Origin of the sequence: Dyella sp., assembly GCF_036746095.1 — a bacterium.
In the GTDB taxonomy this organism is placed as follows: Bacteria; Pseudomonadota; Gammaproteobacteria; order Xanthomonadales; family Rhodanobacteraceae; genus Dyella_B.
Genome location: NZ_DAIOEU010000023.1, coordinates 12,971 through 27,629 on the forward strand (window position 1 = coordinate 12,971; position 14,659 = coordinate 27,629).

Consider the following 14,659-nt stretch of genomic DNA (forward strand, 5'->3'; position numbering starts at 1 on the left):
TGATAAATCGTCTGCAACCCCTTAAGGATTATAGCAATGACCACCCCCAAGCATAGCCGCCTGCTGATCCTCGGCTCGGGCCCCGCCGGTTACACCGCCGCGGTGTACGCCGCGCGTGCCAACCTCAAGCCGACCATGGTCACCGGCCTGCAGCAGGGTGGTCAATTAATGACCACTACCGAGGTCGACAACTGGCCGGGCGATGTGAAGGGCGTGCAGGGTCCGGAATTGATGCAACGCATGGCCGAACATGCCGAGCGCTTCGAGACCGAGATGGTGTTCGACCATATTCACCAGGTCGATCTCAAGCAGCGTCCGTTCCGCCTGAAGGGCGACTCGGGCGAGTACACCTGCGATGCACTGATCATCGCCACGGGCGCCACCGCCAAGTACCTCGGCATTCCGAGTGAGGAACATTACAAGGGCAAGGGCGTCTCGGCCTGCGCCACCTGCGATGGCTTCTTCTTCCGCGAGCAGGACATCGTGGTGGTCGGCGGCGGCAACACTGCGGTGGAAGAGGCGCTGTACCTGGCCAACATCGGCCGCAAGGTGTACCTGGTACATCGCCGCGACAAGCTGCGCGCGGAGAAAATCATGCAGGACAAACTGTTCGAGAAAGCCGCCGCCGGCAAGATCGAACTGGTGTGGAACCACACCATCGATGAAGTGCTGGGCGACCACACCGGCGTTACCGGCGTGCGCGTGAAGGACATCAACAGCGGCGTCACGCGCGATATCGCGGCGACCGGTTTCTTCGTCGCGATTGGCCATTCGCCGAATACCGGCATTTTCGAAGGCCAGCTGGACATGCACGATGGCTACATCAAGATCCGCAGCGGCCTGGAAGGCATGGCGACGATGACCTCGGTACCGGGCGTGTTTGCAGCCGGTGACGTGGCTGACCATGTATATCGGCAGGCAGTAACGTCGGCTGGCTTCGGCTGCATGGCGGCGCTGGATGCGGAGCGGTGGCTGGATCAGAACGGTAAGGTTTGAGGCTTGTTACTTCCATTCCTCGCACTGGGGAAGCAACCTCAGTTCGTCGTCCCGGCGAAGGCCCGGACCCGGCGACTTTGCGTTGCAGTAAAGACACTGGGCCCCGGCCTTCGCCGGGGTGACGGACATAAGACCAGTGCTCCGCGCTACTGATGATCGAAGCCCGCTTCCACGACAGTATCGACGACATCCCCGCCTCCGCCTGGGACGCCTTGCGCCCGGACGACAATCCCTTCCTCTCGCACGCCTTTCTCGCCGGCCTCGAACGCACCGGCTGCATTCGTCCCGAGTGGGGCTGGCAGGCACATCACCTGGCGCTTTATCGCAACAGTGCATTGATCGCTGCGGCGCCGCTGTACCTGAAAGGCAATTCGCACGGCGAATTCGTATTCGATTGGAGCTGGGCGGCCGCGTGGGAACGCGCGGGCGGGCAGTATTACCCCAAGCTGCTCAATGCGGTGCCCTACTCACCCGTGACCGGGCCGCGCCTGCTCGTCGGGAATGATCCAGCGCAAGCACCCGAACTGCGTGAGCTGCTGGTGGAAGCAATGCGGCAACAGGCACAACGGCTGCAATTGTCATCCGTGCACGCCAACTTCCTCGCCGACACCGACCTTGACGCTTTCGATGGCGACTGGATGGCACGCAGCGACGTGCAATTCCATTGGCATAACCAAGGCTATGCGGATTTCGACGCCTTCCTCGCCGCGCTGAATCACAAGAAGCGCAAGAACATCCGCCACGAGCGCAAACGCGTGGCCTCGCATGGCCTGGATATCGGCATGGTCGGCGGTGCGCAGCTCACCATGCGGGAATGGCGGCGCGTGCATGCGCTCTACACCGATACGTTCGATGCAAAAGGCAATCACGCCGCGCTCACCGAAGCGTTCTTTCAATACCTGCGCAAGGAAATGGGCAATACGGTGCAGCTGGCGCTGGCCAGGCAAGCGGGGGAGATCGTGGCGGTGGCATTGATGCTGCGCAGTGCAAGCACCTTGTACGGACGCTATTGGGGCGCCAGTGTCGATCTGCCGGATCTGCATTTCGAACTGTGCTACTACCAGGGCATCGAATACGCCATAGCGCAGGGCCTGCAACGCTTCGAGCCCGGCGCGCAGGGCGAGCACAAGCTCGCGCGCGGCTTTCTGCCGGCACGCACGCATTCGCGCCACTACCTGGTGCATGAGGGCTTCCGCAGCGCCGTGCGTCGTGCGCTTGCGCACGAATGCGAGAGCATGGACGCTTATGCTGACGATCTTTTAGATCACAGCCCTTACGCACGATCATGATTCGCCTCCCCAGGCTCGACGACCGCGCCCCGGGTCATTTTCCCGACCCGCGCACTGCCCTCATCGAACCCAACGGCTTGCTTGCCTTCGGCGGCGATCTTTCGCCCATGCGCCTGATGACGGCGTACGCGAACGGCATTTTCCCTTGGTACAACGAAAACGAACCCATCCTGTGGTGGTCACCCGATCCGCGCTGCGTGTTTCACACCGACTCGCTGCGCCCCAATCGCAGCCTGCGCCGGGCATTGCAGGGCAAGGCTTGGACCGTGACGGTGAATCGCGCTTTTCGCGCCGTGATGCAAGCTTGCGCGGGGCCGCGGCCAGGCCAGTTCGGCACATGGATCAGTGCCGCGATGATGGATGCGTATGAAGCGCTGCATCACCTGGGTTACGCACACAGCGTCGAAGTGTGGGAACAGGAGCGGCTGGCGGGTGGTGTCTACGGCGTTTCCATGGGGCGATTGTTCTGCGGCGAATCGATGTTCAGTGCGCAAAGCGGCGGTTCGAAACTGGCCTTGTGTGCACTGGCTGCCTTGTTGCGCGAATGGAAATTTCCGTTGATCGATGCGCAGGTGAGCAATCCGCATTTGCTGGGGTTGGGTGCGGTCGAGATCTCACGCGATGCGTTTTTAGAGAACGTCGCGACGTTGGTGACGGCGCCGTTTGATGAGAAACAGTGGAAAGACCTCCCCGGCATTCCTGCGCAACGTATTCTGGAAAACGGCTGCTTTACGCTGCGGGAGTGACAGCTGCGGAGTTACGGTTTACGGCCTCTATGCTCGCGATCCTTCACGTGATCGATAAACGCACGCAACTTCGGCATGATCTGCCGGCGGCTGGGATAGTAGAGAAATACGCCCGGCATCACCGGCGCATAACACTCCAGCACTTGCACCAATCTCTTCGTTTTCAAACCTTCCGCCACCATCGGCTCCGGCAGCTGGGCAAGCCCTACGCTTTCCAGTGCCGCGCCAAGCATGGTGGGAAAATCATTGGCGATAAGCGGCCCGCCCACGGCGATCTCGATCGCACGGCCGTTGTCGTTGAATGCCCACGGCGCAAGCGCACCGTTGGATCGCCGCCATCGCAAGCAGGCGTGCTGGCGCAGGTCATCCAGCATCTTGGGCCGCTTGCGGCTTTTGAAATACATAGGACTGCCGACCACGACGAAATGAAACGGCGGGCTCAGCGGCACGGCGACCATATCCGCATCAAGAAACTGCCCCATGCGCACGCCGGCATCGAAGCCTTCCGCCGCAAGGTCGATCAATTCCTCGCTCGCGGCGAGTTCCACTTCGACCTCGGGATAGGCCGCGCAAAACGATGCAATCAGTGGTTCCAGCAGGATCGGTACCGCCGCGCGCGGCACGGAAAGACGCAATAGTCCCGCTGGCCGCTGGCCGAGCCCGCGCGCCACGTCGCTCGCCGCAACGAGTTCCTCGAAAGCAGGCTTGGCACGCGACAGAAACCGTTCGCCGGCTTCGGTCAGGCCAACGCTGCGCGTGGTGCGGATGAAAAGCGCGGCGCCGATACGTGCTTCAAGCACGCGAACCGCCTGGCTGATGGCCGAGGGCGTTACGCCGAGTTCCGCTGCGGCCCGGCGAAAACTGCGATGCCGGGCCACGCTGAGGAACGACTCCACGCCATCCAGCGCGCCCTGCCTGACTGTGAAGTTTTGCTTCATAGCCCATCAACATTGTGAGCGATAGTCGCTCGTGCGAGGCGATGGTACACCTTACTCCTCCCGTACCCATGAGGAAGTGCTGCCATGACCGATGCATTTGAAGGCGTCCGCGACCACTATCGCGCGAACGGCCTGACCGAGCGGCTGAAGACGGCGCTTGCCGTGTTCGGGCCGGAGGAGCGCGGGCTCACGCCGCAACAATTGGGTGCGCTCGATCAATTCCACACCCGCGGGCTTGCTGCGACCGCCGAGCTGGCTACATTGGCGAACATTCACGCCGGCATGTCGGTGCTGGATGTCGGCTGCGGTATTGGCGGACCGGCTCGTTTTCTGGCGGCGAGCCATGGCTGCAAGGTTACCGGCATCGATCTCAGCGAACCGTTTGTGGACGCCGCGCGCTATCTCACCCGGCGCACAGGACAAAGCGAACAGGTGTCGTTTCATGCCGCCAGCGCATTGGAACTTCCTTTCGATGCCGGCCGTTTCGACGTCGCGTTGCTGCAGCATGTGGCCATGAACATCGCCGACCGCGCACGGCTGTACCGGGAAATCCGGCGCGTATTGAAAGCCGGCGGCAAGCTGGCGACCTTCGACGTGGTTACCCTCGGCGGCGAACCGCATTACCCCGTTCCCTGGGCACGCACGGCGGCAACCAGTTTTCTGCTTACCGCCGATGCGACGCGCCAGACGATTGAACACGCAGGTTTCCGCATGCTGGCATGGCAGGACGACACCGCGGCAGCAAAAGCATGGGTTGCCCAATGGCGTGAATCCGGCCCGCCGCCGTCGCCGAACCTCGGCGTGGTCATGGGAACGGATTTTGCGCAACTGGCCAGCAATCTCGGGCGCAGTCTGCTGGAAGGCCGGCTCGGCGTTCTGACTGCCGTGTTCGAAACCACCGCCTGACAGGAGGCACCATGTCGCCGGAAGTTCTTTTTCGCTGGCATCTCGTCTTGGGATATGTCGCGTGGCTGCTTTGCTTCGGCACCTACGTCTGGCCCAGGCTTAAATTGATGACACCATTCGATGCCCAACGTGCCATCGCCACGCTGCACAGTTTTCGTTTCTTCGGCCTGGTGTTTCTTCTGCCGGGCGTCGTCGGCCCCGATTTGCCGGCAAGCTTCGCGGTGGTCGCGGCCTACGGCGACTTCGCTACGGGTTTGCTGGCGATGCTGGCGCTGCTTACGGTTCGCCTACGCCCGCTGTTCTGGTCGTTCGTGGTGGCATTCAATGTGGCGGGCGTGATCGATCTTGTGCTCGACTACTACCACGCCACGCTGGCCAACCTGCCCGCGCATGCGGGGGAACTGGGCAGCTTGTATGCCATACCGATCATCTACGTGCCGCTGTTGATGATTACGCACGTGACCGCGTTCTATTTGTTGTTGCGTCCGCAGGCCAGGGCGAACGCGTAACCCACGGCCGTCATTCCCGCGAAAGCGGGAATCCATTGCCCTGATGCAAAAAAAGCGAAGATGGATTCCCGCCTTCGCGGGAATGACGGCCGTGAGGCCATGTGGCGAGACCAGGGGGTCAGCCGTTCAATGCCAGCGCCTTCAATTCGGCGTAGTGATCGAGAAACAACCTCACCAGATGCGGATCGAGATGGTTGCCCGAAGCATGGCGCAGGTAGTCCAGCACTTCCACTTCCGGCCATGCGGGCTTGTATACGCGCGCATGGCTCAAGGCATCCCACACGTCCACGACGCTGAAGATGCGGGCGGCTAGCGGAATCTGCTCGCCCTGCAAGCCCTGTGGATAGCCGGTACCGTCCCAGCGTTCGTGGTGGCTGTAGGGAATGGCACTGGCGCCGCGCAGAAAATCGATTCGTTGCAGCATGTCGTAGCCCATGCGCGGATGGGTGCGCATCAGCTGCGTTTCTTCGTCGTCCAGTTTGCCGGGCTTGATCAGGATGGCGTCCGGCAAGGCCAGCTTGCCGATGTCATGCAACAGCGCACCGAACTTCACGTCACGCAGGGCATTGCCTTCAAGACCTGCCAGCCGGGCCAGCCCCATCGCCATGCGCACCACGCGCTCGGAATGGTCGCTGGTTTCCTTGTGCCGGATGTCCATGGCCTCCACCAGCACGTGCAGCGCTTGCTCGTGACTGACGAGCAACTGCCGGTTGGCTTCGCTCAGGCGTCGCACGGTGCGGCCGATCATCCAGTACAGCAGCAGGCCGGTGCCCAGAACGAACAACCATCCCTTGGCGATCTGATAGAGGATGATGCGACGCGGATCATGCACCAGGTAACCCAGCAGGTGCCCGGAAAACCAGATCCATGCCGCCGACACCAGCACATAGGTGCCGGCGGTGCGCCATTGCGGACTGATCCTTATCACGGGCTGGCAAACATTCGGCAGGCAAGCAATGCACGGGAATGGCGCGACGTCAGCAAACTGTTGCAAGCGCTGTCAGGAAGAAATGCCACGCCACGCCCCTGTGTATCTAAAAGATGCATTCTGCCATTCGCCGAGTGAAGCATGTCGTGCTGATTTGCGCAATTCGGATGGCGAGATAATCGAATGACGTCATCATTGCGAACAGACGTTGCGGCCAACCTACTGGCGGCGTAATGCAGCTTGCAGCAGCCGGCGTTGCAGGCGATCGCTCAACGAAATCGCTGTGGACAGTTGCATGCGCTCCAGCGTTGCGGCTTCTTCCGCCCTGGCTTCGCCCGGCTTGCACAGTGCCTTGAACAATTGCCAGCGGCCTTTCCATGTGGCACCGGACGATTGCAGCCATCCCAAGGCTGGCAACAGGCGCCGTTCAACCTCGGTAAAATCGCTACCGAAGGGAAACGCCGGCAGCAGTCCCTTGCGCATCGGTTTGGCCAACGCCTCGTGCAGCGCTTCAGGACAATGCTTGCGCCAGGCTTCCGGAATCTTGAAATCGGCAGCCAGTTTTCCGTGCGACTTGGCTTCGGCCGCCAGCGCATCGACGAAGCGCGCATCGCTGATCGCCAACATGGCTTCGATGCATTCGCTATCGCTTTTGCCGCGCAGATCCGCCACGCCATATTCGGTTACCACGATGTCGCGCAGATGCCGTGGGATGGTGTTCTGGCCGTAATGCCAGCGAATATTGGTTTCCACACCGTTGCGCCCGTACCGCGTGGCGCGCTGGAGCAGTACGGAACGGCCATCGGGCAGTTCGTGCGCCATTGCGACGAAGTTGTACTGGCCGCCGACGCCGCTGACCACGTGGCCGTCCTCCAGCGTTTCGGAAGCCGCCGCGCCGAGCACGGTCGATATCATGCAGGTGTTGAAGAAACGCGCACCGCGACGCTGCAGCATGGCCAGGGACTGGTGGTCCCCATACAGCTGGTTGACGTTGGAAACCGGGCACATGTCGATCGCATCGACGTCACTGCCCACAGTGGTATCCAGCCATTCGTAGAGGTCGCGTGTGCCAAGAAAGAATGCACCGCGCAGGTAATGGCCGCCGGGGACGTCGTCCGGCAGGCGTCCACCGGCCGCAGCGCGCTCCAGCGCAAGATTGTCCCAGCTGCGCCGCTTGAGGATGCCGCCCTTGGCCAGATGCATGAAGCCATCCAGCACCATTTCGCTGCAGCCGTACAGGCCGGTCTTGAAAACACCCAGGCCGCCGAAGCGTTCGGCCAGTCGATGCGTCGCACCGTGTGGATCGAGCGCCACCAGCATTTTTCGCCAGGCGGTGTTGTCCTGATGCCGCAGCAACAATCCTTTCACCAAGGCGTCCGACAAAGCGCCGATACCGATCTGCAGGCAACCGCCATCTTTCACCAATGCGCTGGCATGCAAGCCCAGCGCATATTCGCTTGCATCCACTGGCATTCTGGGTAGTGCGAACAGCGGTGGCGAGGCTACGGGAGCGAGTTCGACATCGAAGAAATTCTGCGGGACCTCCGCCGCGCCGGTGATGTAGGGCAAGGATGGATGCACTACCGCCACACACAATGGCCGCGCCTTGCCGGCCGCCTTGAGGCGATCGAGAAAATCCAGCGTCAGGTCCGGATTGCAGGACAGGCTGTAATGCACGCCGGCGGGCGTTTCGCGCCGTGCAACCAGCTGCACCAGCAGGTTGATGTCCTGCACGACCAGGTCGCGCGCGACATGGGTGTAGTTCTGGCTGATGTAGTGGCGCTGCGCACTGGCCGAGTGCAGCAATGCACCCGATTGCATGTAGAACTCGTGCACCGCCACATTGGGCGGCAACTGGCCTTGCATCTGGTCGATGGCGTATTGCGGATCGAGATAGCCGGCGCCGAAGTGGCGCTCCACGAAGGGATCCAGGAAACGTGCTTCCAGCTTGCTCTTCGCGCGCGGCCGCACCAGCGACAAGGCGGTGTACAAGGTCATGGAGCGCCAGGTATCGGCCTGCATCAGGCCGTACAAGGTATTGAGCAGGCCATGCGGTTTGCCCAGACCCAGCGGCGCCGCGACGCGCAGGTCAGCCCCCAGCCGCTCGACGATAAAGCGCGCGCAGGCATCGGTATCCGTAAAACGCTGCTCTGGCAACATGGCGCGATCATGCCAGAAAGCGTCGAAAAGGAAGCGTGGGGCATGCTTCAGTGCGAAGCCCCCCTCTGCTTGCACCTGATTGGCGTCGACCCTCCGCTGTGAGAGGTGCAATCCCCTCCCCCGCTGTCACCGGGGAGGGCGTTGTTCGTAGCGAGCAATACGCTTCACGCGCTTTTGTAAACGCCACGCGGGTTTGCACTCCAACTTACATCCCTATACTTCCCGCATGCCTACCTCGCCCCCTCCCCATCGCCTGCTCGCCGAACAAGCGTTGAGCCGTGCTGCCGGCGCGCCGCTGCTGGGCGGCAACAAGGTGGAATTGCTGATCGATGCCGAGCAGCATTTCGGGGCCTGGCTTGCAGCCATCCGCGGCGCGCAGCAGCGGGTGCTGCTGGAGAACTACATCGTTCGCGACGACGAGGTCGGGCGCGCCTTTCGGGATGCCCTGGCGGAACGCGCACGCAGCGGCGTGCAGGTTGCTGTCATCGTGGATTGGCTGGGTTGCCTGGGCCAGTCCGGTTCGGCTTTCTGGAAACCGTTGCGCGAGGCCGGTGGTGAAGTGCGCGTATTCAACCCGCCGCAGTTCGGGCAAGCCCTCGGCTGGATGAGCCGCGATCATCGCAAGCAATTGGTGGTGGACGGGCGCGTGGGGTTCCTGTCCGGTGTCTGCATCAGTGGGAAATGGCTGGGCGATCCGTCGCGTCACGTACCGCCATGGCGCGATACCGGCCTGGCCTTGCGCGGGCCCGCGGTGCTGGAGCTGGAAGCGGCGTTTGCCGATAGCTGGATCGCCGCCGGCGGTGCGCATCCCATCTATGCACCCGTCCCTGCCGACACGGAAATCGGCAACGTGGCGCTGCGCGTGATCGCCACCCAGCCGGCCACCGCGGGCATGTACCGGCTGGACCAGCTGATCGCTGCGATGGCGCGCCATAGCCTGTGGCTGACCGATGCGTATTTCGTGGGCGTGGCGCCCTATGTTCAAGCCTTGTCCGCCGCCGCGCGCGATGGTGTGGATGTACGACTGCTGGTACCGGGCAGCAGCGATATTCCGCTGGTAGCCAGCCTGTCGCGCTCGGGCTACCGGCCATTGTTGAAAGCCGGCATTCGCGTGTTCGAGTGGAATGGTTCGATGCTGCATGCCAAGACGGCGGTGGCGGATGCCCAATGGGCGCGCGTGGGTTCTTCCAATCTCAATCTCGCCAGCTGGTTGAACAACCGCGAGATCGACGTGGCGATCGAAGATGCCGGCTTTGCCTCGCAACTTGCAGCGCAATACGAAAAGGATCTGGAGAACGCCACCGAGATCGTGCTGGCGCGGCGGCGTTATCGGCGCGGCGAACGCGTGCGCAGCAGCGAAGCACGTCCACCGCAGCCACGCCACGTGGGCGGGAGTTCCAGCCGTGCCGCGGCAGGCGCGCTGCGCATTGCCAACACCATGGGTGCGGCACTGACCGATCGCCGCGTGCTGGGCGATACCGAAACCGGCACACTGCTGAGCGTCACATTGCTGTTCGCCGCGCTCACGGTTATCGCCGTGCTCTGGCCTGCCGTGATCGCCTGGCCGCTGGCGGTCATCGCCGCGTGGTTTGCGATCAATACCGGGGTTCGCGCATGGCGATGGCGCAAGCGGCATGCACGACGCCTGCGCGAAATGCGCGAATACGACGACATGTGATGGTGCCGTCGGCTGCGATGGAATCCCAGCCAGCGGTGACGACGATCACAGAGAGAAACGGGGACGGATTGCGTGCTGCTTTTCCTCGCAGTGCCTACACGAAACCTTTCGTTGCTCGTGACTAGAGTCCAGCCGAGCAGACAGGCATCCTTTCGACATGCGATCCACTGCGTCTGCTCGATCCGCCCGGGGATAGTCAGGCGACCTTGCGAAGCGCGTTGCACCCGCCGATGGTGCCCGGCCACCTAACGCTGTCTTACGTCGTAGCGAGGAGGCACTTATGAAGCGTACGTCTGTCTTCACATTCAACGCGACCAGTGTGACCAGCATGTTGGCCATGGCGGCTCTGACGGTAGCAACTACATTCCTGAGTGCAGGGCCGGTCCACGCGCAAACGAACAGCCCCGTTATCCTTGAGTGCCAGGCGGGCACCAACGGCAATGGCTACGCCCTCGGCTGCAACGGCACAACGCCGTCCGGCAGCGTCGCGTTGAATTGCCAATCACCCAACCCGATCAGCAACAGCGGTGGCCTATACGTCGCCATTGCCGCGAACTGCAGCGGCATCTTTACGATCGGCGGCACCACCGTATCCAATGCCCTGGTCTTCTCCATCGTCAACATTGATGCGAACAATGGATCGATCATCGGCAGTGGAGGCGGATCGGACACGCTTTCCGTCAGCAATGCACTGTCGAGCGTCAAGGCCTCCTTGCAGGGCAGTTCTTTCTCGTTGACCTCATCGCCGCTTACGCTCACCACACCCAGCGGCAATATCAACGTTAGCGCGAGCGTGCTCGGCATCGGCCTGGCGCAACTTGCGACGCATGGTGGCACGGGCTCCGTGAGCGTGACTGACGCGCCGCTACCAAGCCTTCTGATCAATGCTGCCAACATCAGCGCCAGTGCGTCCGTGCTCGGCCTGCTTAACGCGAATCTTGCCTGTGGCAGCTCAGTGGCCATCAATTTGAATCAGATCTTCCCGATCGCCATTCCGCTAGCCTCTTGCAGCGGGTCGTAAGCCTCGCTACATCCTTGCACTGGCCGGCCGTGGGTCCGGTCAGTGCAACGTCATGTCGCTTTGCATCTTCACACGATGCTGTCAGCGCCATTCGTGCTAGTCTCCCGCGTCCATGCACGCGCCCGACGATTTCACCGAAGGTGCCGGCGGCAAGCCGACCCGACACGTCCTTACACCCAGCACGCTCAACCGGCTGGTACGCGGTTTGCTGGAAGATGCCTTGCCGTTGGTATGGATCGAAGGTGAATTGTCCAACGTGGCGCGCCCGGCGTCCGGCCATCTCTATTTCACGTTGAAAGACAGCCTGGCGCAGGTGCGCTGCGCCATGTTCAAGACCAAGAGCATGGGGTTGCGCTTCCGGCCGGCAGACGGCGTGCACGTGCTGTGCCGCGCGCGCGTGGGGTTGTATGAGCCGCGCGGCGAATTCCAGCTGGTGGTGGAGCATATGGAGCCGGCCGGCGAAGGTGCGTTGCAGCGCGAGTTCGAGCGGCTGAAGGCGCAACTGGATGCGGAAGGCCTGTTTGCACAGGAACGCAAGCGTCCCCTGCCCCGCTTTGCACGCCGTATCGGCGTGATCACTTCTGCGACCGGTGCCGCCATTCGCGATGTATTGAGCGTGATGTCGCGGCGTTGGCCGCTGGTGGAAGTAGACGTATTGCCCGTGCCGGTGCAAGGGCGCGAAGCGCCGCCGGCGATCGTGTCCATGGTGCGCAAGGCATCGGCCTGCGGGCGCTACGACGTGCTGCTGCTCACGCGCGGCGGTGGTTCGCTGGAAGACCTGTGGGCGTTCAACGACGAACAGGTGGCGCGCGCGGTGCATGCCAGCACCGTGCCGGTGGTCAGTGCGGTGGGGCATGAAATCGACTTCAGTATTTCCGATTTTGTCGCCGACCTGCGTGCACCGACACCCTCCGCGGCGGCGGAGCTGCTGGTGCCGGACATCCTCGCGCTGCGCCGTCATGTCGAACAGCTGCATCAGCGTACGGTCGCCATCCACGAGCGGCGTTTGCACACCCGCATTCAACGGCTCGACCACCTGCTGGCGCGCTTGCAGGCACAACGCCCGCAGGCGCGGTTGGCCCGCGATCGGCAACGGTTGCAGCAATTGCAGCGTCGCCTGCTTGCCTGCCGGCAGGCGCAGCTCACGCGGAAAACCATTCGGCTGGATCGCGTGCATGCGCGGCTGTTGGCGCAACATCCGCGCCAACGCGTCGCGCTGTTACGCCAGCGGCTCGAACAGCATGCGCTGCAACTGCGCCATATGACGCAACACAAGCTGCAACGCGAGCGCCTGAATGTGCAGCAGATTGCGCGCGCGATGCACGCGGTGAGCCCGCTGGCGACGCTGGAGCGCGGCTATGCGATCTTGTTCGATGAAGAAGGCAAGGTATTGCGGTCGGCGCAGAACGTAGCGGTGGATACGCCGTTGCGGGCGAAGCTGGCGGATGGCGAGTTGGCGTTGCGGGTCAGCAAGAAATAGCCGCATCATCCACATGCCGTCATGCCAGACCATCACCGCGTAGGTTGGGGTGAGTCGCAGCCGAACCCCAACATGGCATGCACGTATCCGGTGATATCCCCTCTTCGTCATTCCAGCGAAGGCTGGAATCCAGTGCTTTTTTTGGCGCCAAAGTCGCTGGATTCCAGCTTTCGCTGGAATGACGAGCGAGAGTTTCTGGCCAGCTTGCAAGGACCCCGCGATGTTGGGGTTCGCGTTCGCTCACCCCAACCTACGATGGTTGGCCGGCCATCCATTCTTCACGCGACTCAAACGCATTCCCGCACGAATCGAACATCGGAGTACAAATAGCAGCGCTATCTTTCCTGGAGACGATGCATGAAGGCCGCGGCCTTGTTTGTCAAAGCGTTGGAAGCCGAAGGGGTGACCCGCATCTTCGGCGTGCCGGGCGAGGAAAACCTCGACCTGGTGGAGGCGTTGAGGGAATCGTCGATCAAGCTGATCGTGACCCGCCACGAACAGGCAGCCGGTTTCATGGCAGCCACCTGGGGCCGGCTGACCGGTGAAGCGGGCGTGGCGCTATCCACCTTGGGCCCTGGCGCCACCAACCTGGTGACGGCCGCCGCCTATGCCCAGCTCGGCGCCATGCCGATGCTGATGATTACCGGGCAAAAGCCGATCCGCACCCACAAGCAGGGCTTGTTCCAGCTGGTGGACGTGGTGGACATGATGCAGCCGCTCACCAAGTACACGCGCCAGCTGGTATCGGCGGCAACGATTCCGGCGCGCATCCGCGAAGCATTCCGCCGTGCGGAGGAAGAACGCCCCGGCGCCGTACATCTGGAATTGCCGGAAGATATAGCCCGCGACGAAGTGGACGAATACATCCTGCTGCCCACTGAGTACGCGCGCCGGCCCTCACCTGACGATGCCGCGCTGGTGCAGGCGGCCGAAGCGATCAGCCTCGCCAGGCATCCCATCCTGATGATCGGCGCCGCCGCCAATCGCCAGCGCACGGCGGTGGCCCTGCGCGCCTTTATCGACAAGCTCGGCATTCCCTTCTTCACCACGCAGATGGGCAAGGGCGTGGTGGATGAGGATCATCCGCTATGGCTGGGCAATGCGGCGCTATCGGATGGCGATTTCGTGCATCGCGCGATCGATGCGGCGGACGTGATCATCAACGTCGGCCACGACGTGGTGGAGAAGCCGCCGTTCTTCATGCAGCGCGGGCGGCGCACAGTGATCCACATCAATTTCTCCTCGGCCGAAGTGGATACGGTGTATTTCCCGCAGATCGAGGTCGTGGGCGATATCGCGCACACGGTGGAACGCCTGACCGATGCGCTGAGTGTGCAGGAGCACTGGGATTTCCAGTATTTCAACAAGGTGCGCGAAGCGTTCCGGCATCAGCTTGGCCAGTACGCCGATGAAGCACGCTTCCCGATGCACCCCGTGCGCATCGTCGCCGACACGCGCCGCTATATGCCGGACGACGGCATCCTGTGCCTGGACAACGGCATGTACAAGCTGTGGTATGCGCGCTACTACAAGGCGCGCCAGCCCAACACGGTGCTGCTCGACAACGCGCTCGCCACCATGGGTGCAGGGCTGCCCTCGGCGATGGCGGCGAAGATGGTGTACCCGGAGCGCAAGGTACTGGCGATCTGCGGCGACGGCGGTTTCATGATGAACGCGCAGGAGCTGGAAACCGCGGTGCGCTTGAAGCTGGACCTGGTGATCTTGCTATTGCGCGACGACGCCTACGGCATGATCCGCTGGAAGCAGGCGGAGATGGGCTATGCCGATTACGGCATGCAGTTCAGCAATCCGGACTTCGTGCGTTTTGCCCAAGCGCATGGTGCGCATGGGCACCGTCCGCAAAGCGCGGATGAATTTCTCCCTACCCTGCAACGCGCCTTCGACGAAGGCGGCGTGCACTTGATTGACCTTGCAATCGACTATTCCGACAACCATCGTGTGCTGGACGAAGAAATCCGCAGCCTGAGCGCCGCGGTGAAGGAATGAG

At 62.4% G+C, this 14,659-nt stretch carries 12 protein-coding genes; 9 read left to right on the top strand and 3 right to left on the bottom strand.

What is annotated here, in order from left to right; all coding sequences use genetic code 11:
• Positions 1-36 precede the first annotated feature (36 nt).
• From trxB to aat, 3 genes are all read left to right on the top strand, one after another.
• Entirely contained in the window at positions 37-996 is a 960-nt protein-coding gene (gene trxB, locus V7M64_RS11305) for a thioredoxin-disulfide reductase (RefSeq protein ID WP_333679248.1), read from the top strand.
• A gap of 152 nt (positions 997-1,148) precedes the next feature.
• Complete coding sequence (locus tag V7M64_RS11310; protein ID WP_333679249.1) at positions 1,149-2,285, top strand: GNAT family N-acetyltransferase; 1,137 nt, start codon at positions 1,149-1,151, stop codon at positions 2,283-2,285.
• A complete protein-coding gene (aat, locus tag V7M64_RS11315; protein WP_333679250.1) occupies positions 2,282-3,031 on the top strand; it encodes a leucyl/phenylalanyl-tRNA--protein transferase in 750 nt (249 codons plus the stop codon). The genes V7M64_RS11310 and aat overlap by 4 nt, the downstream gene beginning before the upstream one ends.
• Positions 3,032-3,042: 11 nt before the next feature.
• On the opposite strand, the gene V7M64_RS11320 is transcribed toward aat, so the two are convergent.
• Positions 3,043-3,969, bottom strand: a complete 927-nt coding sequence (locus V7M64_RS11320) for a LysR substrate-binding domain-containing protein (protein WP_333679251.1) — start codon at positions 3,967-3,969, stop codon at positions 3,043-3,045.
• Between the two features lie 84 nt (positions 3,970-4,053).
• Between V7M64_RS11320 and V7M64_RS11325 the strand changes: the two genes are divergently transcribed.
• Positions 4,054-4,875, top strand: a complete 822-nt coding sequence (locus tag V7M64_RS11325) for a class I SAM-dependent methyltransferase (RefSeq protein WP_333679252.1) — start codon at positions 4,054-4,056, stop codon at positions 4,873-4,875.
• Positions 4,876-4,982: 107 nt separating this feature from the next.
• Positions 4,983-5,384, top strand: a complete 402-nt coding sequence (locus tag V7M64_RS11330) for a hypothetical protein (RefSeq protein WP_333679253.1) — start codon at positions 4,983-4,985, stop codon at positions 5,382-5,384.
• Between the two features lie 118 nt (positions 5,385-5,502).
• On the opposite strand, the gene V7M64_RS11335 is transcribed toward V7M64_RS11330, so the two are convergent.
• Both V7M64_RS11335 and V7M64_RS11340 read right to left on the bottom strand, forming a co-directional pair.
• Positions 5,503-6,312, bottom strand: coding sequence for an HD domain-containing phosphohydrolase (locus tag V7M64_RS11335; protein WP_333679254.1), 810 nt, complete (start codon positions 6,310-6,312; stop codon positions 5,503-5,505).
• Between the two features lie 219 nt (positions 6,313-6,531).
• On the bottom strand, positions 6,532-8,472 hold the full coding sequence (locus tag V7M64_RS11340; protein ID WP_333679255.1) for an acetyl-CoA hydrolase/transferase C-terminal domain-containing protein: 1,941 nt from the start codon (positions 8,470-8,472) through the stop codon (positions 6,532-6,534).
• Between the two features lie 226 nt (positions 8,473-8,698).
• Here V7M64_RS11340 and V7M64_RS11345 point away from each other — a divergent pair, with 226 nt between their 5' ends.
• From V7M64_RS11345 to V7M64_RS11360, 4 genes are all read left to right on the top strand, one after another.
• A complete protein-coding gene (locus tag V7M64_RS11345) occupies positions 8,699-10,150 on the top strand; it encodes a phospholipase D-like domain-containing protein (protein WP_333679256.1) in 1,452 nt (483 codons plus the stop codon).
• Positions 10,151-10,430: 280 nt separating this feature from the next.
• On the top strand, positions 10,431-11,171 hold the full coding sequence (locus V7M64_RS11350) for a hypothetical protein (protein WP_333679257.1): 741 nt from the start codon (positions 10,431-10,433) through the stop codon (positions 11,169-11,171).
• Between the two features lie 112 nt (positions 11,172-11,283).
• Positions 11,284-12,651 (top strand): exodeoxyribonuclease VII large subunit, encoded by a 1,368-nt coding sequence (xseA, locus tag V7M64_RS11355; protein ID WP_333679258.1) that lies wholly within the window; start codon positions 11,284-11,286, stop codon positions 12,649-12,651.
• 357 nt (positions 12,652-13,008) lie between these two features.
• Entirely contained in the window at positions 13,009-14,658 is a 1,650-nt protein-coding gene (locus tag V7M64_RS11360; RefSeq protein WP_333679259.1) for an acetolactate synthase large subunit, read from the top strand.
• The last annotated feature ends 1 nt before the right edge of the window (position 14,659 follow it).